The organism is Dehalococcoides sp., from assembly GCF_041654235.1.
In the GTDB taxonomy this organism is placed as follows: Bacteria; Chloroflexota; Dehalococcoidia; order Dehalococcoidales; family Dehalococcoidaceae; genus Dehalococcoides; species Dehalococcoides mccartyi_B.
Map to the genome: position 1 here is coordinate 28,831 of NZ_JBAZDW010000003.1, position 24,017 is coordinate 52,847.

Below are 24,017 nucleotides of genomic sequence, written 5' to 3' on the forward strand. Positions count from 1 at the left end.
AAAGTCTATGTGGTTTATTATTGGTTTAATCGTGGGCGCTCTAATTTTGGGCTTAATCTGGCTCTTTCGGAAGAGTAATTTTAACCTTAATTGGTACGAATGGATTATTGGGCTTATTGGTTTGGCTTTAATTCTTTTCACCATCCAGAATTTCTTCGGGAGTCTGGCCGAGATGGAAAGTAAGGCAGCTGCCATGTTCTGGCTGGTAACCGGCTTGCCCGGCCTTATCCTGTTGGCGGTAACATGGCAACTGACCGCCCGAAGGGCTAAGAAGGCCTAGAAGCAGATTAAGTTCAGTCTTCAGAAGGGGGGAAGAGTCAAACTCTTACCCCCTTCCTTTAGCTAAGATCTTGCTGTTTTTTGTCTGTCTCTTGAGTAATATTACGTAAGTGTATATATTGATAGTCACGTAACGATATGTAATACTGCAATACTAATCAGGGTTATCGGTAGTTAATTTTTCTGGTCGTTTTACTGCTTTGGGTTAAGGTAACAAATTATTAGGGAGGACAGAAATGGCTAGGTTGTTAGTAGTTTACCAGAGTTTCGGCGGTCATACTAAGGCTTTGGCTGAAGCAGTGGCTGAAGGTGTGGCTGCTTAGGGAGTCAGGATAGTAGTGAAAGATGTAAATTCGGCCAGTGCGGCTGATCTGTTTGGTATCGACGGCTTTGTTTTGGCCACTACTCAAACCTTCCAATCCGTGGCCGGTGCTACCAAGAAATTTTTGGAAAAGCTTTGGATAAACAAAGATAGAATCGCCAAGGGTGAGCTTTTTGCTTCGATGATATGTTATAAAAATGACCCCAGTGCCACCCAGACCAGCCTCAAGAATATTGCCGGTTACCTTGGCTTTACTGATGCTATTAGCGGTGTTAATATAAATCTGGATGAATTTGAAGCCGGCCAAATAAAAGCTCGTCAGCTGGGTCTCAGTTTGGCAAAGGTGCTTTAGTCCGGCCGGGAACGGTTATTCATAGCTAAGACGAAAGAATATGGAAGTCGTATTTGTCGGCAATACCAGTATTCTGTTAGAATATTAAGCAAAATGGAAAAAGAAAACATAACATCCTTTCTTCAAATAGGGGAAGTTGCCAAGCGGATTGGTATCAGCCAGCGTTCGGTGCGTTATTACGAGGAAGAAGGGTTGATAATCCCTTCGGGCAGTACTTCTGGTGGTTTGCGGCTTTATAACGAGGCTGATGTTACCCGTTTGCTTTTTATCAACCGCCTGCGCCTGCTGGGGGTAAGTTTAGACGATATTAAAATCTGCTTAGGTATTGAGAAACCACCCCCGGGTAACCGCCATGAACGGATAGAGCGGACTTTGCAAGCCCTTGTTTTTACCCAGACGAAAATTGACGAACATTTGAATTTATTCCAGCAAATGTATTCTGATAACAAGTGCGTGTTGGAGACGGTACAGGCCTGTCTGAAGTGTGATAAACCTAACTGCGCCGGTTGTCTAAAGAAGAAATATCTAATCTAAATAACAGGGTTTGGGAGGTCAACTTTGATGTTCCCAATTCATTTTTGGCGGTTTTGCCTTCGTTTAATCCCCTTTCCCCTTTTTTGCTTGATCTCCACCGGTAAGTTTAAAAACTAAGACATCAAATGTGAAACAGAATGTGCCAAGATTCCATACAATTGTTGACCGCCGAGATTACCTGAAAAATCTGGGCTTATGGGCTTTCGGCTACTCGGATAACGCTCTTAGTCTTTCCCTCTTTCATGACATAGACGAACTAATTTCCTACAGGGATTCTCATGTTTGTGACTGGCCTTGGTGGGTACGGGAATTGGATTACAATAAACCAACCACCGAAATAGACTGGAATAAGGCAAGCAGGTTTGATTTTCGCCATCTGCCCCAGTGCATCTGGCAAGGGGAGAGGGAAACGGCGGCCTGGGTTGACCTTAGGGATGGTGATGGTACTTCAGACCGATTGATGCGGGATTTTGGCCGGCGGCTGAAGTATGTGGCTCATCAGAACAGCCAGCGTTATGTCTTAAGAAACAGGGCATTGACTGAGGCTCTGTTTAATCCTTCGGTAGGCAAATTCGGCCAGCCGGAGGTGGGTTTCAAAGGCCCGGCAGTGCCTGTACTTGCCCAAGCCAGAGTTAACAAGTGGAGCGGTACTCTGGAAGAGGCCTCTACCATGCTCTGGCAAGTTTGTATTTTATTTGGGGCTTCAGATGTTTCCTTGGTTGAATTAAACCCGGCTACTACCCGTAAACTGGTGGCCAGCCATGAGTTTCATGACGGTAAGCCCTATGTGTTTGAAGATGTGCCCCAGGCCTATGAAACAGGCGCTACCAGCGTGGAACGCAAACCCCAGGAAGGCAAAAGAGTTATCCCCGAACGCTGTCGCTGGCTGATCCATTTCTCGTTGAACGAAGTGTATGAATGGCCTTATGTCTTTTCGGGTGATAGCTGGCTCAGATACGCTGAAGCCAGGCAGATTCAGTACCGTCTCCAGGCCTTCATCAAGGGGCTTGGTTATCAGGCTATAGGCCCATGTAATTTTACCAATAATATGACAGAAAACATAGCTTTAGCCGTTTTGGGTGGGGAAGCCGAATTGGGCCGAAATAACATGGCCATATCTCCCTTGCTAGGCACGTCTTGTGGACAGTATTCCAGCATCATAACAGACTTACCCTTGGCCCCTTCCAAGCCGGTAGATGCCGGAATCCACCATTTTTGTCATACCTGCCAGCAGTGTGCCGAAGCCTGTCCGGGTGGGGCAATTTCCCGGGCTGGACAGCCAGGCGGGGAAATCAAAAAATCCCCTGCCTGGGAAGGTTTTGGCCCTTTTCATCGTTGGAATAAACGTTCAGAATTTGAATCTAAAACTGGAAATGTTTCTCGTTGGACGAAAGGGCTTGATCAGGACACTTTTTACAGGCACTGGTACTTTTCCGCCCCGGATTGCAAATCTGCCTCTGATCTTTGCGGTACTTGGGGCTGCAGCCAGTCTTGCGTTTTCTGGAAGGGGATTAAAGGGACATTACTGGCTGGAATTCAGTAGGAAGGGACAGCGAATGGCAATCTGATAACCAGAGATCAAAACCCGGCGTTTTTTCCCGGGACGGCCTTATCCCCCCAGCGGATAACCAGCCAGCAATAGTATAAAAAGCCCACGCTGATAGCTATCGCCCCAGGCAGTGATGCCTTTGCCCCAAAGACTACTAGGGCCACCGCACTAGCTCCTGCCCATTTCTTCATAGTACCGAAGAGTATGTAATTAACAATTTCCGAGTGATGAATTCCTCTGCGTTTGCAAACTAGATATATCACTTCTCCCAGGCCGAAAATTGTCACAATAGCTACAATTAGCGGCACTATCATATCCTGGTCAGAACTAACTATTGAAGCGTGGTTTAAACCAACTAAGGTAAAAGCCACCACTGCAATACACCAGTTGATTATATACCCGTGGTATTTCTCCGCTTGCCGGGAGATTTTGGTTGTCCGGTATATCTGGGAAAGCAGCAGAGGTAAAAAGATAATTTGGAAAATGGTAATCAGTAACTTACTGATATCATATTCATGTCCAAATATTCCCACCGCCAGCGGCATAATAGCCATTGAAGCCAGATACCCCATGGTTGTGCCTACTAAAGAGGCGTTTATATTCCCTTTCAGGTTATAAGCAAAAGCAGGAATTGCCAAGGATGGTGGGGCGGAAGCTAGGAGTATAAAACCGGCTCGCAGCAGGGAGTCTTTAGTAAGCAGATAGCCCAGCAGCACATTAGCCCCACCCAGAAGTATGAAATTGAAGACCAGCATAATCAGGGTTGGCCTTATAATCTGGGCAGGAGAAAACATCTGTTTTATATCCACCCTGCTCATGGACAAAGTCATGGCTACAATCAGCAAAGGTACAATAAAGTGCTGTGAATATTGGCTGACCGAGTAAAAAAAGAATCCCGCCCCTACGCCAACTATCAGGATAAAATTATGCTGATTCAGCAGCAGGTTAGCCAGCGTTTTAAAATTCATATTCGCATGCACATAGTTAATGGAATACGCCCGTTTTATTAAACTCGGACAGAACTGCTTGAAGCTATATCTTTAACACTATACTCATATCTAAACGTTGTCAATCCTTTTGGCTTTATGTTGTGAATTGTACTAGTAGTTTGTTTAAACAATTATATAGCGTTAACTATTGACATTAACGTAATGGTATATTATTCTATCTACAGATAGGCTGCTCGAGCAAGTTCGGTGATATTTACGGTAACTGAGGGGAGAGTTTGTCTGTCAGAATATTTTTTAAGGAGGTAATATGTCTAAATCAAAAGCTGATTGGAGTCGCCGGAAGTTTCTTAAAACCCTTGGGACAGGAGGAGCTATAGCCTTGGGTACGGCCGCGGCCACTGCAGTACGGGTAGCCGCTGCTGACGGGGTTGATCCGGAGGGCCGAGCCCGGAGTTCACATTCACATGAATACCCCGATGTTCTACCCGGTTTTGTAAAACACCTGGAGCCGAGGAATGGATACTTAGGTACGACCCAATTGCTGGGCGGGCTGGAACTTTTTGATGAACGTGAGCATGGGTTTGCCCAGACTGTCCGCCGGACATCACAGAAGGATTGGTCCGGCAAATGGGGTGAGACTATTTTGGCAGCTGTCCAGGAGAAAAATGCCTATGTAGCTGCTATGTCTTCGGAAGAAAAAGAGGATCTTACCTGGGCTACGGCCATTGTAAACGCTAGTGACCAGATTCACGTTAATATGCGTTACCAGCATTGGGAACAGATACCTATTGCCGCAAGTAAACTGGAATTGCCGGCTGCTGAGATGACGGCCAAGATAAAAAAGGTGGCCAAGTGGTATGGTGCGGAAATGGTAGGGGTAGCCGAGATTAACGAGGCTATGCGGCCATTTGTGTATAAAATCGGCCGGACTCAGGGTACTTATCGGGGCGGCTGGCCCGGTTACGAAGACCCCGGCCGGGATATACCCTGGCCTTACCCCTATAAATACTGCATAGTCTGCGGCAACTTTGAAGACCTGCAGACTGCCAAAGCTAACACCGGAGGATTGAATAATATCAGTGTTGCTACCGAATGCAGTGACAATGATATATATCCAATCTACCTGGAGACTGTAATCCGCCAACTTGGCTGGGACGCCAAAGCCCAGCCTTTTGCTAATAAGGACATTATGGAAGGGCCTTTTGCGGTGGCGGCCGGTTTGGGTGAACAGGGCAGAAGCGGGCTGGTTGTTTCGCCTTGGGGTTCTCATGTCCGTTTTTACGAGGTTTTGACCAATATGCCTCTGGTGCCGGATAAACCCATAGATTTTGGTTTGAGGGATTTCTGCAGGGTCTGCAAAAAGTGTGCCGACAACTGTCCGTCGGGGGCTATCTCTAAGGAAACTGAACCCGCCGAAGTAATGACTACTACCAAGAGAATGGGCTGGGAATGGAACGCCTACAAATGTATGGCCTATCGCATAAGTTACGGCTGTTCTACCTGTGCAGTCGTCTGTCCCTTTAGCAAGCCAGATTCCTCTCTTCATACTATTGGCCGTTTCTTAGCTACCCAGAAACCTATCCAATCTGCCCTGGTTAAAGTTGACGATACTTTCTATGGCAGATTCCCCAAGCCCCGGCAGATGGATAAATGGGCACCATGGAGAGTCTGAAAAAATAATTTATGCTAAGGAGATAAATGCAAATGGATTTAGCGATGTTTCTAACCGGAATATTCATCACCGCTCTTGCCTTGTGGCTCTGGCAGCTTAAGAAGGATAAGGGCTGGGTAATTGGCCGGTGGCATTACTTACTGATTGCTATCTGGGCTAGTTGGACGGCTTTCGGGGCCTGGTTGACTGTAAACATCATGGCTGATGCGGAATTCGTTATGGGAGAAGGCGAAATGGCTGGGGCGGCCTTGGCTGCGGGTATTTTCGGCGGAGTTTCGGTGATTCTTGGTCTTATTATCACCCGACTGATTCACTCTAAAAATTCCCTAAAAACCGGATAACCGGCTTTGCTATATTGTTTGGTCTGGGGGGCAGTTTTTTAAAACTGCTCCCTTTGGTTTTTAGAGGTGTCTTTAATTTTCTGTATATGCTGCGGGATAAGATTTCGGTGGAAAAATCTGGCTGTGTCTGTTGTACGTTGACGGTTACTGGTACTGATATCTAATGCATGGGCTAGGTTTTTAATAACCTGCGTGAAAATACTATAGCCCATTCGTAATATGGGAATACTGTTACTATACGGTTTGGATATTTAGCTGGGTCTATAGAAATAAGCGTTGAGGATACAGGAGGGAAAATAATGGAAATGAAGTTGACGTATACATTTGAATATTTTTGCTGGCTGGATAAATCACGCACACGTTATACTGGGGGTAGCGGCTTAGGTGTGAGTATTGTAAAAAGGCTGGTCAAAGCTTATGGCGGAACAATCTTGATGAATAGTTCTTTAGGTAATGATACTCGCTTGGGTCAAATATACCGGTTTAAAAGTGGTAAGAATATTTATTGTGCGTGGGGGTGGAATCATCACTTCCTCCAGCCTGGACTTAGGCAGTTATTTGTCAGGTATGTCCCTGGGTAAGGAGAAGGCTACACTAGTCCCCTTCCCTGTCACAGCTAGTTAATTAGTAACTGCCCTTGTTGGAGTATTACAACCTCCCTAGCAAGTTTAAGGCCCAAATATAAACCTCCGCTGTCATTACTGGGAGAACTTAGATAGTATGGGCTTAAAATTTTTTTGTATCTGTTTATCATTCATGTCTATGCCGGTATCGGAGATGCAAGCAAACACTTGGTTTTTGTCCAGCCGGCTTTTTATCTTAAGTTTACCTTCATCAGCCGTATAGCGCAAAGCGTTGTTAATGATATTAATAATTATCTGCTGCTTAAAAAACTGCTGCAGGAACAGGTTATAGAAAATTTTTAAAAAGGATAACTCTAGCGGCAGGAATTGGTGTCAATATTCTTTAGTATTGATAGATTCGGGGGAGTAAGTGGTTTGGTCTGAACCGAGTAACCTACCCCTTGTTTAGTTTGAATCAGGTATAATATTCCACCCTTCTTCTCCAGCTTATTCCTGAGTCTTTTAATATGTATACGGACATTTCTCACTGTATTGGGGTGAGTGTCTCCCCATATCTGTTCAGCCAAGGCGGTATGGCTGACTACATGCCCTGCGCGGTTAAAAAGGGTCTCCATGACTATAGATTCAATTCGGGTAAGGCTGATACTCTGATTATCAATGGAAAGTACTCGTTCAGCTAAATCAAGGGAATAATCCCCCAGAACTAAACATTCCCCTTCCCCGACCTCTCCATGCCTTAGCTGGGCGTTTACCCTGGAAGTCAGCTCAAGCTGATGAAAAGGCTTAAGGATATAATCATCTGCCCCCAATTCCAAAGCTCGGACAATATCTGCTTCGCTATTTTTGATAGATAAGACTATAACCGGTACTTTTGAAAAAGTACGTATTTCCTTGATCACCTCAAAGCCGTTTATATCCGTCAGATTCAAGTCCACTATGACAAAACTGGGGTTGTTATCTTCTACTTTCAGCACCCCTTCTTCTCCGCTGGCGGTGGAAAAAATAGTTATACTGGGCCAACGTATCTGGAAGGCTAGCGAAACCGCCTGCACAATGTCTTCATTGTCTTCTATTATCAAAGCTGATTTAGGCTTAGTCATCTTATTTCCCAGAAGTCCGGCCAGTGTTTGAAAATACCGGCAAGGTAAATATAACCGTAGTTCCTTTACCTCTAACACTCCTGATATATATTTCTCCTGAGTGAAGTTCTACCAATTGTTTTGAGAGCGCTAACCCTATTCCCAGTCCGTCGGTCCTTGCCCTATCCTGCGAGCAGCGGAAGTAGGGTTTAAACAAATTTAGTTGGTCTTTCTGAGCGATTTTCCTACCCTGGTCATGGACTGAAATGGTTATAAGAGGGTCTCTTTCTCCGGCTTTTAGGGTGATACGACCTTTTTCCCTGTTATACTTTACCGCATTATTTAGCAGATTACGCAGCACTTGTTTAATCCTTTCGGGGTCTGCCAGAACAGCAGGTAATTGCTCGGGCAGGTCTAAAATCAGTTCCTGTCTGTGGGATTGGATATAAGGGGTGAGCTCTCCGGCTATTTCGCTCAGGAGGGGGTTAAGAAGCAAGGATGTTCTCTGCAAGGTTAGCCCGGATATTTCGCTTTTAGCCAGGTCAAGCAATTCAGATATGCAGGCATTCAGGCTTTTTGCCCCGTGGTATATATTCCGAGCCAGTTCTGCATTTAGGCTGTCGGGCTCTTCCCTGCTGAGTAATGCTTCGCTGGACGAAAGTATCGGAGTCAGGGGTGATTTTAGTTCATGTATCAAGGCCAAGGTGAAGTCTATCCGGTTTGCGATCTCTTTTTGAAGCACCTGTCGGCAATGTTTCTCCAGTCTGTATGATTTCAGTATTTCTTTTTCCAGCTTTTTACGGTCACTGATATCTCTGGACAGAGAAGCTATATACTTTATCCCTCCAATGTTTACTGCCTGACCTTTGATTTCAACCTCTATCTTGTTTCCTCGGCGGTCTATGTGGTCCCGTTCTATGCTAAACATTTGACCTTTCTCTATCGGGTTCACCAGTTCCTTTATAATGGACCGTGTCTGTTTTGATTTGGGGGCATTATGGGTGGCAATATCACCAAGGCTCAGGGAAGTAAGCTGTTTTTTTGAATAACCCATAATTTGGGTGGCAGTGTTATTCACTTCAATAATTTTCCATTGTTTAAGATAGTCTCGAGGATTGGGATAGTTTTCGGTTGGCGGGCCGGGATAGGTCGTAATGTAAAAGGGATCTGAGCTTATTTCAAAGAACGCATGATAGCGCAGGTATTTTTTGCGGTAGCTATTAGCTTTACTTTCCAGCTGATAGTTTTTCCGCTTCAGGCGTTTAATTTCAGATTGAAGCCTTTCCAGTTCTGAAAAAGTTTCAAGGGTATTAGAATTTATCATTATCTTGCTCCTATCTATTAATAATTACCATGTGGTGCTGGGCATCAGGAAGTAAAATAAAGTGCGGGCAGGTTACTTAGTTATTTTTGTTTAAGTTTTCCTCGTGCTTATTTTATTTTTGGGGGAATTTCGGCATGTGGCTGAACTTAGTAAGTCCGGTTGAACTATAAAATAGCCCAGGCCGGACAAGGATATTATATAGGACTAATGTGCTTTTTTGATGCTTAATACCCAAATGAAACCCTATTTTAACCACAATGTTACTTCTTCGCGGTAGGTTGTATTCTAACTATTGCTAGGATATCCCAATCCCTAGGGCGTTTGGGAAAGAACTAATATTCGAGCCGAAATTTCTTCTGGAGAATAACTGCTTTGCAACATTTTTGGCCCCCCAAATATCATTTTGGGAAGCCTGATATTCACCGTAATGTAACTGTCCCCATGCATAATTGTTCTTATGCATGGGGAGAAGCATCTTCAGCCCCCCTATTCAGGTGAAGTGCGGAAAGGAGTAGTTTAAATAGAGAATTAATATCAAGGTATGTATGTAATATCTGTGTTTGGGTACTCAAGTATAATATTGCACTAATTAGTTATTGAAGGAGGCTTTGCTATGTGGTTTTTCATAGGCATAGTGGCGGGTGCCTTTATTTTTGGGTTAATTTGGTTTCTGCAGAAGAACCACCCCGTCTTACCTGGTATTAATGGCTCATTGGGATAGTCGGGTTTGGTTTGGTCCTTTTCACTCTTCAAAATTTCGTAAGTTCTTTTGTGGAAATTGAACCTCAGGCAGCCTATATATTCTTATTAATTACGGGTTTGCCGACATTAATTTTGCTCGTGCTGGCTTGGCAATTAGCCATTCGAAGAACTAGGAAAGCTTAAGGGTATCGTTGAGTGATCTAGAAAAAGCGGGGGTGTACACCCCCGCTTTTTCTATTCCCAAGCTTTCCTCAGGTGTAGAGATGAGGTTGTTATAATATCCCCAACTCCTTTCCGATATTTTGCGTACATATGTCCTCGATTTAACAAGTGCGAGCATGTTTTTAGCTTTGGTGGAGACGGGGGGTGGCTGCGATCTGAAAGGTGGAGATTAGTCAATTTGTTTGGCATTAATTATTCCTTTGCCAAAGTTCAAGGGGTAGACCATCTGGCTGGTTTAGCTCCTTGAACCACGAGTAAAATTTTTCGGCATTTCGAAAGAATGGCAAAGCCCCGCTACGTTGGAGATATAACTTCTCAACGCATTTGTCTCCAAACTGAACCCCGCCCCACTTATGGAATAGGTCCGACTTTAAAAAGTATCGTTTCGCTCCCGTGTTACCTGACGGAATCAATTCTCCAATTGGAATACAACGGCTTAATCTGCCAGAGATGCTATGTTTGGCTGTGGCGATAATATCTGCTTCAGTGTAAGTTACCCTAGTGTGCGCATTTTCATCCCCAAGGCGGTGGTCCGGGAATAGATCGACTGCTCTCCTAGGTTTCATTGCTAGAATATAGATGCCAATGATTGCGTAGATCAACTCAGATTTTTCAAAGCCTTGAGTTTTTCGTGGGTCTAGGCTTGAATAAAAAACAATTAAATCATCTTCATTTAAAGCTAGAAGTGGTGAGCCTCTATAGCTTATTTTGCCATTTAACTGCTGACCGCAGATATCGCCATACGTAAGATACGAGAAATCCGGATCGAGGTGAGCAGTTTCACCCTTGGTGAACGGTCTCAAAGGTTTACCAAGTTTCTGGCAGGGTTCAACGAAATCAGCAAAATCCTTTTTTAAGATGGATTGATTTAGCTCGATAATCGGAACATAAGCAAACTCGTTGGTAAGTGGATTAACCGGAGCTACCCATGAGCCACTTTCTTTACTTGAATCGATACCAACTCGTATTAAGAGCCCTTTGCGCATTACTTCTCCGTTTAAGCTACCTCAGATTCGAGTATTGTTCCATTCAGGTTGATTGAAACTTTGTTATCTCTATTGCAAAGTTGAATTATTTGAAGTTTAGCCAAATTCTAGTTTTAAGAGAGAGATACAGATTCTTCCCTATTGCCCTTTAATAAGGTTTTTAATTTCCCTGATTATATTCTTATTTTCTGATAAAACCTTGCCTATTTCGGGTTCATCCAAAATTAAGCAGCTTGCCTGATATATATTAGGCAAAATATATTTTATATTGCCTTCAACCTTCTTTTCGCCCTGTCTCTTCCGAAAATTAATTATTTGTAAAATATTTTTAATACCAGTTTCGAAATAATTACAATATGCCTTAATGTCTTCTTTATTAGAGCTATCTGGGCACATCTGATTTAAGCACTCGATCCTATAATTATCTATCTGACTGGGGTCGCCTTCGTAACCTAAAGTTTCTAGTAGTTCTTTCTGCAGGTTTTCCAATTTTAATTTTTCTGAGTATTTAATATACGTAAAGACTGAAAGTTTCAATAACCATTTCACTTCTTTATACAATTCCGGTTTGTACTTTCGATAATTATAACTGCCGGTCTGTTGATTTCTAGACTTAGATTCAAGTTGTTCTAGTTGAATGATGAGCTTCTGAATCTCTCTGGCATTTCCTATAGTATTAGGCCGTAAAGTTAAAGCAGCCCGCATCAATTGACGGGTTTCCTTCTCAAGTTTCCCTTCGTATTTATTTTCAATGATGTCCATCAAATTGTAAAAGTGTTTTATTCTGAGGTTAATGGGTGGTATTTCGACCGGAGATAGACTGTAACTATCTCCGTGTTGTGCAAATTTAAGATCAGAAATATGTATCCCAGCCTTTTGCAACGGCATGTCTTTGTGGGCTTTTGTATTATTATCCTCGATCAATAAGTCAGCTAATTTATTTTCCGTGTAGAGCATATTTATGCGCTCAAGATTATTACCTTCAAAGACATTCTCTTTAAAAATATTATAGAGGCAGTCTATATTATCTGAAATTTCGAATATATTACCTTGTGTTTTTTCAGAATTAATCGATGGCAATCTTAAGACTCTGCCAATTTGTTGTTCGAACAATCGCATGCTTAAAGTAGGCCTAAGTAGAATTAAGTTTTCTAAATCCGGATAGTCAAATCCTTCAGTTAGCATACCGACTGTACACAAAACAAAAGGTGGTTTACCAGCAGTCTTAAAAGCTTTCAGTATTTCATTCTGTTCTCTGTTGGGTATTTCTGAGCACAGATAAACCGTATCTTTGAAAAAACCATTATTTTTATAATTAGAAAATGAAAAGGTACAATCAATTTTATCAACAACTTCTTTGTTAAAGATAGCAGCGCAAATTTTCGCATGAAAGGAAGCTACTTTATCAGGGCTTTCTCTGTCTCGAGAGGTAATATTTTTGGTCGGAGCGCAAAATATCAACGTTTTAGATGAGTGGGTATTTATCTGCTCATCGCATATTCTTTTAGCTAAATTCGTTCTTCTAATGATTCTGTCAATATGTTCGTCTGATGCACAATTTATATAAAGATCATTTTGTTCTAAAGCTTTAAGACCTTCTGTAAAATCAAAAAGATCCAAGATGCTTTCATTATTGCGGATAATTGTATAGTTTAATTCAGCAAGCTGACCCTCTGCGATACACATACTCAGATTTTTACTGAATATTTCGTTCATTTCGGCTGAAATATCCTCAACAAATTTAAGGTGCCCGATTACTCCTTGAAATGGGGTAGCCGTCATACCGAATATTTTTGTCTGTCTATTGTTTTTATCAATCTCTTCGATGAAGGTGTTGCCTTTATTCTCAATGAAATTATGAATCTCATCGATGATAACTATATCAGCTTTTCGACTTAAATATCCTCGGAGCTCTTCGTTCTTATTGATAGATTGAAGTGAAGCAAAGATTATTTTTCCGCTTTTTGAAGGGTTATTATCCGGCTCAACAAATCTTTTTAAATCGTTTATACCAGCTTTAGCATGTTTTGAGGACAAAGCTATACTGTTAGGGAATAATGGCAACTGGTTATCCACGTTCTTGTAAAATGTTTGATCTAGCAATTGGTTATTTGCTGAAACTACGAATAGAACAACTTTGCCCTGTTCATAATATTTTTTCATTATGTGTTTAGCTAAAAATGTTTTTCCCCATCCAGTTGGCACCTTGATATATCCCATTTTATTATCTTCGAGATATTCAATAATCAAAGAAATTATCTGTTTTTTCTCTTCATTCAATTTAGGTAATTCAATTTTGTCCAATTTACTTATCCGTTTCTTCCACGAGATCTTAAATGTTAGCAACTGAATATAGCAGCTTAGCTTACGGAATGTTTTTATACATAAAATATGGTGCTACTTATTAATTACCGTATCGTTTAAGCATCTCCCTGGCGGTTTCTATCACTTTTACCCTTAGTTCTCTCGGTTCCAAAACCTCCACCCGTTCCCCCCAGCTTAGCACCCAGGACACAAAATCAGGCGTATCGGCTAGCCGAAAGCTGACCAGTACAGACTGGTCCGGCAGGGTTTCGTTTACCTGAGAGGGATGGAAAATGGTCTCAGTCATTATCCGGCCCACTTCCGGGGTAAAGCTGAGCTTTATATCTTTCACTTCGCCGTCTACTAGTATTCCCCAATAGGGAGAGTGGTATTTATCAATGTCAAAATCCCGGGGTATTGCATACTTATCATCCAGTATCTTTATGGACTGAATACGCTCTAGTTTAAAGGTGCGCATTTCGTTGCTTTTACCGCAGTGGCCGATCAGGTAAGCAGAATGTCCGGCGGCTGCCGGTTCTATAAAATAGGGAGAGACTTCCCGGGTGGAGCAGTCTTTCTTACCCAGCGTCCAATAAGAAATCTGTACTTTTCGTTGTTCCGCCCAGGCCCGGCAAAGTAGAGCCATAGTTTGTATATTCTCTTTATCAGCTGCTTTGTCGTGCATTTTATCCAGTGTTTGGCTTATCTGATGCTGAAAGGGAGCAGGCATTACGGAGTTGAGCTTGGTAAAGGTGGACTCAATATCCGGGTTATAGGTGCAACTGTAACCGAAAAGCAGGCGGGTAGCCAGAAAGACAGATAGTCCTTCGGTCAGGGTAAAATGAATCGGGGGCAGGAAATAGTTATCTGCTATATGGTAGCCGTTTTTGTCGGTGATAAGGGGTATTTTGAGAGTGGTTTCAAGTTCGTTCAAGTCACGGTAGGAAGTTCTCTTGGAAACTTGGCATAAGCGGGCGATATCTTTGACCTGAATGCCGTTAGGGTTCTGGTAAAGCAGGTGTTCAACCTTTAAAAGCCTAGCTGAACAATTCTGTTTTCCGTCTTCATTGACCAGACTCATGTTCGCCTCACATTTCTGTTGATTATATAACTCCGGGTTGGGTTTGGATAGATACATCTGTGGTTAATGCAAGTAAATTTTGGTTTTAATGGGTAAATTAAAGAAGCCAGTGTCTACTCGCTATCCGCCGGGGTTATCTTAAGGCTAAAGGCGTATTTTCGCATAAACAGGTTTGGACAAGCGTTAGCCGCACACAAAGAAGCTTCGCTGAAAGAGTGGGCCAGCATAATTCCCTGTATCTTGGCAAGCTTTTTAAATGAGCCGGACCGGTACCAGTTAGGCTGGCCGGATAATTCCTGCTGAACCGGGATATTTAAGAGGGTTTTTCCCAGCCATTCCACGTAGGCAAGCAGACGGCCCACATCTTCAGCTGTGGCTTCAGCCGGGACAATTTCCAATACAAAAAGTTCAGTTTCCTGCTCATTAACAAGCATCAACTGGGCCTGACCAACTGCCAAATTAGCTTCGCGGGCGTGGAATTTCAAGGGTTGATTCAAGCCGGTATTCAGCAGTTCAGGCTGTTTCTCCAAGATGTTTATTATCTGTTCTATTTGCCTATCGGTTTCGTTATCATTCCAGACCATTTAATCCTCCTTTGGGGATGGTAAATACTTATATTAAACCAAAGTTGTGACAGCTGTCTGTCACAGAAAAATTCTTTAAAAAAGTGTGACATATACCTGTCACAGGCTATGGTTATAATCTGCTTTATTTGGATAAAGGTGATAAATATGGAAGAAATACTGGATGAGGAGGAAATGCTGGAAGCGGCCTTGGATGGAGATGACTGGCAGCCGATGTCAAAACAACTTCATCTTAAACGCCAGAAGAAAAACCAGACGGATATAGACCAGTTCTTTAGCGAGGCTCATCGTTGTTATGCCACTGTTGCTCTTGAAAACTACTATGGTGATTTGCTGGCTTGGACAGTAGAAACTTATTTAAAGAGAGCCGGCTGGGATATTTACTGCAAACTGGGTTACCGGGAAGACCAGCCCAGCTACGCCAATATTCAGATTTCCCCCGAAACCACTCTGAATCTGATGACAAATGGTCAGATACTTATATCCCGGAATGAAACCCGTCTGGTTTTAACTCTGGATGGCAACTGTCGGGGTGCTACTTTGCAACTGGAGGCGGAACGTGGTAACCAAGCCCTGCTGGATGACTTTGCCGTCCAGGTTGAGGCTTTAGCCAAAAAGGAGAACTTTTACAAAGGGAAGTGTATCAGTTTTGGGGGTGTACTTCGCTTTCTCAAGCCCGGTTCTCAAAGTTGGGACAGTATTATCCTTGAGGAATCTGTAAAGGATGATATTTACCTGAACTCGGTTCAGTTTCTGAAACAACAGGACAGGCTTTCCCGTTTGGGCATACCCAAGAAAAGAGGTCTGCTGCTGGCTGGTGAGCCTGGCACCGGCAAAACAATAGTGTGCAAAGCCCTTATGTCTGGAGCCAAAGATATTACCTGCATAACCACCGACTGCTACCAGTTGCGGGAAGCTTGGTATGTAGATGAATTATACGAAATTGCCCGCGAACTCAGTCCGTCGATTGTGTTTATAGAAGACTTGGATTTAATAGGCAAAAGCAGGGACGAATACGGGAATGAAGCTGCTACACCCTTGAGTGCTTTGCTGGCGGCACTGGACGGGTTGGAAACCAACCTCGGGGTAGTCACCATCGCCACCACCAATTTTCTGGATTCACTGGATAATGCCCTGATAAGGCGCCCTTCCCGTTTTGACCGGGTTATTACCTTGAAGCGGCCTGACCTGTCCCAGCGGCAGGAGATTATAAACCGGCTCTGCCGCAAGATTCGTTTATCACCGGATGCCAGGCTTTATCTGGCTCGCCATAGCGAATGTTATACCCCCGCCCAGTTGCAGGAGGTCGTTTTCAGTCTGGCTATTGAATGCCAAACCAAAAGTAATACACAGAATAACCTCTTGCAGATTGGTCAGGCCGATATTGATAAAGCCCTGCGGCATATCTACGGGATAAAAAACAGCCATTTAGGCTTTATTCAGGCAACTAGAAGAAAGGAAAACGAATGAACTGGTTTAAAAGACACCTCCACTGGAGTTTGGTGCTGGGTTGGGTGATTCCTATAGCTCTCTGGTATCTGGCTATTTTTATCACCTCTCAGGTCGCTTCGGCTCAGCAACAGGTACTGGACGAAACCGTTTGGCTGGATATCTACTATGTTTTTGTAATGGCATATGTTGTCTGGCTGTTGGTTTTGGTGGGCTGGGTACTCAGGCAGAAAGGGCGGAGCCTGGTCTGGTTATTATTACTATTTGTCCCGTTCGGCTGGCTAGCCCCTTTCATGCTTGATAACCGAAGAAACTCTGTATTGTTTTCCACACAAACTGCGGGTAAAAATACCCTTTCAGCTTTGAAGAAAACGCCAGAAATAAATAAAAAGGGAAATCAGATGTCTTTTTGTGCCAAATGCGGTAACAAACTGGGAGAAGGTGATGCTTTTTGCAGAAATTGCGGCAGCTCGAGGCGGAATACTCCGCTAACCGAAAGCCCTATAATGGAAAGTCACTTGGCCGAATCTGCCCCGTCTGATGTAATTCCACTATCGGGGGAGCAGGTGGTTTTGCCGGATATGCTCCAGACCAAACAGAACTGGTTTAGAAGGGGGTTTATTGGCTTGTGCATACTAAGCGGCTTGCTGGTGGCTACCGCCGGTTTCCTGGGCTACCAGTGGAACAATACCGCTTCCGCAAAAGATAATCTCCAAAGTTCTTATAATACCCTTTCGGCCGAAAAGGAAGGCCTGATAACTGAAAATATATCCCTTTACTCACAGGTAAACACCCTTAACTCCCAGAATAGCCAGAAATCCAGCCAGATTATCAATCTGACTAACCAGATAAACGAGCTTAATGCCAAATACCCTCAGAAGTATTTTACGTCTGTAACTGTACTAAAAAACTGGTTGAACACTGCCGTAAACAAGGTTAGCTGGAGTCTGTCCGGTTGGGACCGAAGTTTGGCACTTCAGAAGCTGGCTCTGGCAGATGGCTATATCTGGAATATATCTTATGATGATTATACCAATACCTATATAAACGTTGTTTTTGTTGAGCCTGAATATATTTACTATGTCTGGCATGACGGGGACTATGAACTGAGAGGGTATTATTAGTATTGATTGGGCAGGTTGCTGAAATATTAGCTGAAGCACGGGTTGTTTATCCCAGATGCATTGGCTTAGTATACAGATAGCCTGCTTGGAAGTGCTGTAAATATACTAGTTTATCTGTACCGATAAACCGGGGGAGAATGAAACTGATTTATCAAAAAAGCCTGTCAAAATCTAAATATATAACCGGCCTGCAGTGTTTAAAATTACTCTGGAAATCCGCTAATGATTCTGTAAATATGCCGGAGGTCAGCCCTGCTACCCAGCACACCTTTGACCAAGGGCATCAGGTAGGCGAACTGGCCAAACTTCTTTATCCTGAAGGTATCAGCCTGCAAACTGAAAACTTCAGCCAAAACCTGAAGGATACACGGGAGGCTCTTTTAGTGCGCCTTCCCCTGTTTGAAGCCGGATTTTTAACCAACCGGCTCTATTCCAGGGTGGATATACTTAACCCTGCAGGTGCCGATGAATGGGATATTATAGAAGTTAAAAGCACCACCGAAGTTAAAGAAGAGCATTTCTATGATATTGCCTTTCAAAGGCTTTGCTGTCAGCTTTCCGGGCTTAAGGTGCGGGATTGTTATCTTATGCACCTTAATAAAGATTACATTAAAAGCGGAGAGATAGACTCAGCCGGATTGTTCGTTACGGAAAATCTAACCGACAAGCTGGCTGAATATACCTGTGATTTAGAGGCAAATATTAGCGCCATGCTGGATACTATGGATTCGGAAACCTGCCCCGAAGCAACTATTGGAAAGCATTGTGATTCGCCTTATCCCTGCCCGCTTAAGGATGACTGCTGGCTGGATTTACCGGAACATAATATCTTTACTCTTTATTACGGCAACAAAATCTGTCCGGAACTTCAGCAGATGGGCATTTTAGAAATCAGCCAAATACCCGCAGGCATAAAGCTGAATGCCAAACAACAAATCCAGAAAGATTGCGTTACCAGTGCCACACCTTATGTAAAGTCTGCTGAAATAACGTCATTCTTGAATAAACTGGAGTATCCCCTGCATTACTTGGACTTTGAAACCTTTGCCACTGCTGTGCCCATATATGATGGCACTAGGCCATATCAGAATATCCCTTTCCAGTTTTCACTCCATATCCAAGATAGTATAGATTCCGGAGTTAAACACTATTCTTATCTGGCCGAAGATAAGGGCGACCCCCGCCCGGGTTTTCTGGCAGAGCTTAAGAAGGATATTGGGCTGAAAGGGAGCATCTTGGTTTATTACGAAAGCTTTGAGAAAACCAGGTTAAAAGAGCTCTCGGTTGCTTTTCCCGAATATAGTGAGTGGATAAACAGTATTTTGGAGCGGATTAAAGACCTTATCGTACCCTTCAAGGATTTCAGCTATTATCACCCCAAGCAGAAAGGGAGCACGTCCCTCAAATACGTCATGCCGGCACTTGCCCAAATCAGCTACGATAATCTGGAAATAGCGGAAGGCCAGACAGCCAGCCTTAAGTTTATGGAATCTGTTTTTGGCAATCTTACCCGGGAGGAAATCCAGAAAATACGGATTGATTTAGAAGTGTATTGCGGACAGGATACCGGGGGCATGGTGGAAATAGTGAAGAAACTGAGAGAGTTCCTGAGTTAGGTATTTTAGTTTATTAGTTTATTTTTGCATGTAGGAGTTGAGTTCAGTGAAAGATAAGTGGTACGGGGATAAACGTGATTTGGTAAAGTGGGGGGTACTTCTTACGCTGGCTAAAATGTTCTCAGCCAGACGGATTCTTCAGGTAGCCTATTACAGGCCTGATCTGCCAGAAGAATTTCTCCAGCTTGAGATAGATGGTAAAGAATATACGCTTCCAGAAGAAGTGAAGAATCATTTCCTCAATATATCAAATATCAGGCATATGCTAAGTGAAACTCCGATAGATGTTTTAGCTGATGAATTCAAAAATAACGACCGGGATCTTTATCATCAAAACGTTATTAATAATATTACTAATGGTGCACATCCCTGTCTGGTTTTTCTAGATCCGGATACCGGGCTAGCCCCGCCCAGTAGTAAATGCAAGTTGGAATATGTGTCGGAGGATGAGATAAAAGCTATCTGGAGCAAACTAAACCGTGGGGATATTCTAGCCTGTTACCAGCACCGCACGAATCGAGATGGGAATGAAACTTGGGCAGATGCAAAGAAAAAGCAGTTTGAGAAAGCCTTGGATCTTCCTTATGGCAGTTCAAAACTAGTTCAAGGGACGAAAATAGCTGGAGACGCGGTTATCTTATATTGTCAGAAAACGTAGGTATGTCAGTTAACTATAATGTAAATTTGATAGCTTAATTGCCATGTAGTATTGCAACTGTTTTTGGTAAAATTCCGATGTATAATATGAGAAAATATTCACAAATAAGGGGAGTAGGACTATGGATGACCTTATATTTCCCTTTGGGCAAAAAATAAAAAGCCTTTGGCAGGTAGTCCGCGCTCCCAGGAAAGTGTTTATATTGGGAGTATATGCCAGTGCCGTTCATGCTAAATGGCTGAATGCTAAGGGTAAAGTGCTGGCCAATGCATTGGCGGTGGCCAGTGAACAGTATATTTTTTGGCGGGGCGAAAATGCCGAGGAAATAATAAGCAGAATACCGCTACCTGAAGGAGCAGGCGGGTTGATTTCAGCCGGCGAGAAATTTAACAGACCATCCGGCAGGGCGCTGGATAAATACCCTTCTACAACTGCAAACCGAAATTATGAATGGCGGTAAATTTGTGTGCTATCAGTATTGCGTATCTCTATTAATAATAACTTTACGCCGTTCTTCCAGTATATATTTTATCCGGAAAACTCAGAACTAGGTTGTAAAAGGTCTAGGATACTCAATTTGCTCTTTATTTTTAGGGTGGTGGAGACTTCCTTGGGGGCCTATTTATACTATCACCAGTTTGTGGACTAATTTTACTGGAGGACGTGATATTACTGAGGAGATATTTACTTCATTGTATAGTGAATTTAGCTTATCCCCCTAAAGCGGGTCTGTTTTTATAATATCTGTCAGCAAGGAAAGTTTTGTATTAAGTATTGCCCGAAATGTGGCACTGATTTCGCAATGAATTCAGTCTTATGTGAACTGCGGGGAACGACTTGATAATGGCAATCCCTGATAGTTGGTAACCTCATAGTAGTGTGGTTCAAGATAAGGAGATGTCATGTATTGTACAAAATGCGGTGAGGTATTGAGTGAATCAGATAACTTCTGTCCGAAATGTGGCAAAGATCTGTCTCAAATATCAAATAACACCAGGGGATATGCATTAGCTAAACCCATACCTAAATATGCTGATATTCATGGCTTGTCTTTGGCTGTATTAGTCACGTTCGGTTTACTATTGATTATTACTATAGGCTCGATAATTTCAGACTATATGCAAGTTGAGTTTATAAATCATGCCATGACCGGTTCTTCTATAAGTGAAGCTGACGCTGTAGCAAATGATAATCGGCAGGCTATATTTGGAATGTTGTCTTTTATTGCGATTATTGTAGTTGATGTCTTATTCCTTATCTGGATTCATCGAGCCCACAAAAACTTAGCTCCTTTAGGCGCTACGGAACTTCAATACTCACCGGGATGGGCGGTGGGGGGATTTTTTATTCCCGTAGCGAATATTTTCATTCCTTATCAGGTCACGAGGGAAATTTGGAAAGCAAGCGCTCCTGATTATCCGAATTATAAAGAGAGCAATTGGAAGAATGTAAGGTTGTCTTCGGTGTTGGGCTGGTGGTGGGCGCTATATTTGATTAATAATTTTGTTTCTTGGGTCATGATCAGAAGCTCTGGTAATTTGGATACTCTGGCTGATATTCAGGCTTATACAGTAATCGTACTAATCTCCGATGTTATTCTTGTTCCGGCCATTATCTCAGCTATGGGTCTTGTTTGGGAGATTAATAATAGGCAAACTCAGAGGTGTAAAGCAAAAAATCTGCTTGAATATAATCTGATGTGATAACGGCATGGGTAGAGAGGTTTAAATTTTAATTTACAGGTCATTTATATAAACAAAAGGATTAAACTGTGGATGGCTTAAAACTCTCCCTCGGATAGAAAAACATTCCTCTGATAAGAATCTGAGGACGGATGTAGAGGGGTTGTAACCGGGTAGTCTGCGGATTGAATTTGCAAACTGTATCGGGCAATTGATTGAAAAATATCAACCGCATGTAGTCAATGAAGGAAATGATCATGACGAATGACCCAAACTTGAAATTATGGGCAAAGACAGGGAGAGGTGGCGATTTATACTATCATCCGCTACTTTATCACATGCTTGATGTGGCCGCAGTGGCAACACATATGTGGGAACTTTTGAGTGAAGACCAACGTAAGAGAATAGGTTATACACTTGGCAATGAAGCACGAGCCATCACTCTGTTGCTTGCAGGAGGACATGACATTGGGAAAGCTAGCCCGGGATTTCAGCAACAGGTACCTCAGCTATCTGAATTAACGGATCTGCAGGTCTCAGTAAATGATCAGAATAGACCACATGGTTTTGTAAGCGCTTGCGTTTTGAACCGATTTTTCACGACGGTGTTAGGACAAATTGCAGGGGGGCATCATGGTATTTTCCCACGTTCATTAGATTTACGCATGGGCCGTGACATTCTCGGAAACCGCGAATGGGAAATTGCACGGAATGGTTTATTACAAGAGCTGGCAAAGGTGCTGAAAATAGATATAAGTGATGATACCAAATGTAAGCCTAAAATTATCGATCCATTTATCATCCCTTTGCTTGCCGGACTTATCTCAGTTGCTGATTGGATAGGCTCAAATCAGGATTTCTTCCCATGTCTGACCAAACCGGGACAACTGCCTGAATTAGTGGGCGATAAATATTTTGAGGTTGCAAAGGACAGAGCGGATAAGGCGCTTCATGAATTAGGCTGGATGCCGGGAGTGATCTTTGCCAAAGAAGCACCATTTACTCATGTTTTTTCGGGTTTTATACCTAATAGTTTGCAGAACTCTATCGAGGATATCGCAATAAAACAGACCTCTCCGTATCTTATGATCATTGAAGCTCCGACAGGTCAGGGGAAGACAGAAGCGGCTCTCTATGCAGCCGATTTGGCTCTTTGCCGCGGATTTGCCAGAGGTATCTACATTGCCATGCCGACTCAGGCAACCAGCAATGCCATGTTCAAACGGGTTCAAGTGGATTATTTAAAGAATCGCAGGCATAAGGGTAAGCTGAATTTACAGCTTGTTCACGGCAATGCGTTACTTGCCGGAATGGGAGAAGTCCGAGAAGGTGAGATCTCTGATTTTAAAATTGCTGATACAGACACTGGGGATACAAATACCGATATGGAAGCTCAGTCATGGTTTACCGCAAAGAAGCGACCGCTGCTTTCCCCGTTTGGGGTGGGTACTATTGACCAGAGTCTGCTGAGTGTACTCCAGACCAGACACTGGTTTGTAAGGCTTTTCGGGCTCGCTGGTAAGGTAGTTATATTTGATGAAATACATGCCTATGATGCGTACATGATTACCATACTTGAACGGCTTTTACAATGGTTGGCGGAGATTGACTGCACAGTGATTCTTCTGTCTGCGACACTACCGGAAGCAAGGCGAAAAGCGCTTATCTATGCGTATTCCGGTCAGAATAGCTCGGAGAATAAATGTTATCCGCGCATAACACTCGCTCAATCACGGCATTATATCAACCAGGAAACTAACGAACTGATAGTTTGTAAGGAAGTTTCTGTGGAAGATAGCCACTGCATATATCTGAATTTTTCTAGGAATGACTTGGAAATACTGGCTGGAGAATTAACACGTAAATTGGAACACGGTGGGTGTGCAGCGGTGATTTGTGATACGGTCGACCGCTCGATAGAGGTATTTCGATACCTGCAAGCCAATATGCATGAAACAGAGTGCTTGTTGTTCCATGCCCGCACATTACAGGTATGGCGGCGCGAGCGTGAGGATGAGGTGTTGCGTAAGTTTGGCAAAGGAACTAAACAGCACGATGGATCTTACACAAACCCTGACCGCCCTTTTCGGGCTGTATTGGTTGCGACTCAGGTAATAGAGCAAAGTCTAGACCTAGACTTTGATCTGATGTTTTCTGAGATTGCTCCTGTCGACTTGCTTCTCCAGCGGATAGGGAGACTTCATCGCCATTCACGTACTCGTCCGGAAGGCTTAGAGATGCCGCAATTCACCATCCTTTGTGATGGAAACCGGGGAGGAGCACCGCCTGATACTTTTGGCAAAAATATAGAGCATATCTATGACCGCTATATACTTCTCCGAACGTGGCTGGTGGTGCGGGGAAAGGCCATGATTGAAGTCCCTGCCGAAACTGAAAAATTGATAGAGAAGGTATATGGCACAGATGAAGAGATCTGCGGTCCGGACTGGATCGAAGCGTTGGAAAAGGCGAAAAGAAACTTAGTACATGAGCAAGAAGAATCGCAAAAGGCTGCTTCAAGGTTATTGATTTGTCCGCCATGTGATTCGGAAGATATTGTCAGGCAGTTTAACTGTGAGTTATTTGATGATGATGATCCTGAAGTTCATACGGCTATAAGAGC

General features: G+C 43.2%; 22 protein-coding genes and 1 pseudogene. 15 read left to right on the top strand and 8 right to left on the bottom strand.

Annotated features, from left to right (window positions below):
- Positions 1–7 precede the first annotated feature (7 nt).
- The 4 genes from WC259_RS00780 (at position 8) to WC259_RS00795 (ending at position 3,030) form a co-directional block, all read left to right on the top strand.
- Positions 8–280 carry a hypothetical protein gene (locus WC259_RS00780; protein WP_015407324.1) on the top strand — a complete coding sequence of 91 codons (273 nt, stop codon included), beginning with the start codon at positions 8–10 and terminating at the stop codon, positions 278–280.
- 337 nt (positions 281–617) lie between these two features.
- Positions 618–953: a hypothetical protein gene (locus tag WC259_RS00785; protein WP_015407323.1), complete on the top strand. Its 336-nt coding sequence runs from the start codon at positions 618–620 to the stop codon at positions 951–953.
- Between the two features lie 93 nt (positions 954–1,046).
- On the top strand, positions 1,047–1,487 hold the full coding sequence (locus tag WC259_RS00790; protein WP_015407322.1) for a MerR family transcriptional regulator: 441 nt from the start codon (positions 1,047–1,049) through the stop codon (positions 1,485–1,487).
- 139 nt (positions 1,488–1,626) lie between these two features.
- A complete protein-coding gene (locus WC259_RS00795) occupies positions 1,627–3,030 on the top strand; it encodes a reductive dehalogenase domain-containing protein (protein WP_015407321.1) in 1,404 nt (467 codons plus the stop codon).
- A 35-nt stretch (positions 3,031–3,065) separates the two neighbouring features.
- On the opposite strand, the gene WC259_RS00800 is transcribed toward WC259_RS00795, so the two are convergent.
- Complete coding sequence (locus tag WC259_RS00800) at positions 3,066–4,004, bottom strand: bile acid:sodium symporter family protein (RefSeq protein ID WP_034376116.1); 939 nt, start codon at positions 4,002–4,004, stop codon at positions 3,066–3,068.
- A gap of 289 nt (positions 4,005–4,293) precedes the next feature.
- Between WC259_RS00800 and WC259_RS00805 the strand changes: the two genes are divergently transcribed.
- The 3 genes from WC259_RS00805 to WC259_RS00815 all read left to right on the top strand — a co-directional run bounded on the left by WC259_RS00805 (position 4,294) and on the right by WC259_RS00815 (position 6,580).
- A complete protein-coding gene (locus WC259_RS00805) occupies positions 4,294–5,658 on the top strand; it encodes a reductive dehalogenase (protein ID WP_059279991.1) in 1,365 nt (454 codons plus the stop codon).
- A 32-nt stretch (positions 5,659–5,690) separates the two neighbouring features.
- Complete coding sequence (locus tag WC259_RS00810; protein ID WP_152551318.1) at positions 5,691–5,999, top strand: hypothetical protein; 309 nt, start codon at positions 5,691–5,693, stop codon at positions 5,997–5,999.
- 236 nt (positions 6,000–6,235) lie between these two features.
- Positions 6,236–6,580 carry an ATP-binding protein gene (locus WC259_RS00815; protein WP_227028558.1) on the top strand — a complete coding sequence of 115 codons (345 nt, stop codon included), beginning with the start codon at positions 6,236–6,238 and terminating at the stop codon, positions 6,578–6,580.
- 117 nt (positions 6,581–6,697) lie between these two features.
- Here WC259_RS00815 and WC259_RS00820 read toward each other — a convergent pair whose 3' ends face one another.
- From WC259_RS00820 to WC259_RS00830, 3 genes are read right to left on the bottom strand one after another with little or no spacing between them, the layout of a single operon-like run.
- Positions 6,698–6,946, bottom strand: a complete 249-nt coding sequence (locus WC259_RS00820; RefSeq protein WP_081091218.1) for an ATP-binding protein — start codon at positions 6,944–6,946, stop codon at positions 6,698–6,700.
- Positions 6,937–7,683 (bottom strand): response regulator transcription factor, encoded by a 747-nt coding sequence (locus WC259_RS00825; RefSeq protein ID WP_015407315.1) that lies wholly within the window; start codon positions 7,681–7,683, stop codon positions 6,937–6,939. The genes WC259_RS00820 and WC259_RS00825 overlap by 10 nt, the downstream gene beginning before the upstream one ends.
- 1 nt (position 7,684) lies before the next feature.
- Positions 7,685–8,986 carry an ATP-binding protein gene (locus tag WC259_RS00830; protein WP_372642802.1) on the bottom strand — a complete coding sequence of 434 codons (1,302 nt, stop codon included), beginning with the start codon at positions 8,984–8,986 and terminating at the stop codon, positions 7,685–7,687.
- A 613-nt stretch (positions 8,987–9,599) separates the two neighbouring features.
- Here WC259_RS00830 and WC259_RS00835 point away from each other — a divergent pair.
- Positions 9,600–9,871 (top strand): annotated as a pseudogene (locus WC259_RS00835) (dehalogenase).
- A 227-nt stretch (positions 9,872–10,098) separates the two neighbouring features.
- On the opposite strand, the gene WC259_RS00840 reads toward WC259_RS00835, so the two are convergent.
- The 4 genes from WC259_RS00840 to WC259_RS00855 form a co-directional block, all read right to left on the bottom strand.
- On the bottom strand, positions 10,099–10,896 hold the full coding sequence (locus WC259_RS00840; RefSeq protein WP_015407312.1) for a hypothetical protein: 798 nt from the start codon (positions 10,894–10,896) through the stop codon (positions 10,099–10,101).
- A gap of 138 nt (positions 10,897–11,034) precedes the next feature.
- A complete protein-coding gene (locus WC259_RS00845; RefSeq protein ID WP_372642805.1) occupies positions 11,035–13,200 on the bottom strand; it encodes a DEAD/DEAH box helicase in 2,166 nt (721 codons plus the stop codon).
- A 100-nt stretch (positions 13,201–13,300) separates the two neighbouring features.
- Positions 13,301–14,281, bottom strand: coding sequence for a helix-turn-helix transcriptional regulator (locus WC259_RS00850; protein WP_372642808.1), 981 nt, complete (start codon positions 14,279–14,281; stop codon positions 13,301–13,303).
- 113 nt (positions 14,282–14,394) lie between these two features.
- Complete coding sequence (locus tag WC259_RS00855; RefSeq protein ID WP_010937189.1) at positions 14,395–14,865, bottom strand: hypothetical protein; 471 nt, start codon at positions 14,863–14,865, stop codon at positions 14,395–14,397.
- 147 nt (positions 14,866–15,012) lie between these two features.
- Here WC259_RS00855 and WC259_RS00860 point away from each other — a divergent pair, with 147 nt between their 5' ends.
- From WC259_RS00860 to cas3, 7 genes are all read left to right on the top strand, one after another.
- The gene (locus WC259_RS00860) at positions 15,013–16,335 is read left to right on the top strand and encodes an AAA family ATPase (protein ID WP_372642811.1); all 1,323 of its coding nucleotides are present in this window, start codon (positions 15,013–15,015) and stop codon (positions 16,333–16,335) included.
- Positions 16,332–17,438, top strand: coding sequence for a zinc ribbon domain-containing protein (locus WC259_RS00865; protein ID WP_015407308.1), 1,107 nt, complete (start codon positions 16,332–16,334; stop codon positions 17,436–17,438). Before WC259_RS00860 ends, WC259_RS00865 begins: the two co-directional genes overlap by 4 nt.
- Before the next feature lie 137 nt (positions 17,439–17,575).
- Positions 17,576–19,054, top strand: coding sequence for a DUF2779 domain-containing protein (locus tag WC259_RS00870; protein WP_015407307.1), 1,479 nt, complete (start codon positions 17,576–17,578; stop codon positions 19,052–19,054).
- Between the two features lie 46 nt (positions 19,055–19,100).
- Positions 19,101–19,712: a hypothetical protein gene (locus WC259_RS00875; RefSeq protein ID WP_012984527.1), complete on the top strand. Its 612-nt coding sequence runs from the start codon at positions 19,101–19,103 to the stop codon at positions 19,710–19,712.
- A gap of 121 nt (positions 19,713–19,833) precedes the next feature.
- Positions 19,834–20,172, top strand: coding sequence for a hypothetical protein (locus WC259_RS00880; protein ID WP_011309892.1), 339 nt, complete (start codon positions 19,834–19,836; stop codon positions 20,170–20,172).
- A 442-nt stretch (positions 20,173–20,614) separates the two neighbouring features.
- Entirely contained in the window at positions 20,615–21,415 is an 801-nt protein-coding gene (locus WC259_RS00885; protein ID WP_015407305.1) for a DUF4328 domain-containing protein, read from the top strand.
- A gap of 221 nt (positions 21,416–21,636) precedes the next feature.
- A partial coding sequence (gene cas3 / locus WC259_RS00890; RefSeq protein ID WP_372642815.1) for a CRISPR-associated helicase Cas3' occupies positions 21,637–24,017 on the top strand: 2,381 nt, incomplete at its 3' end.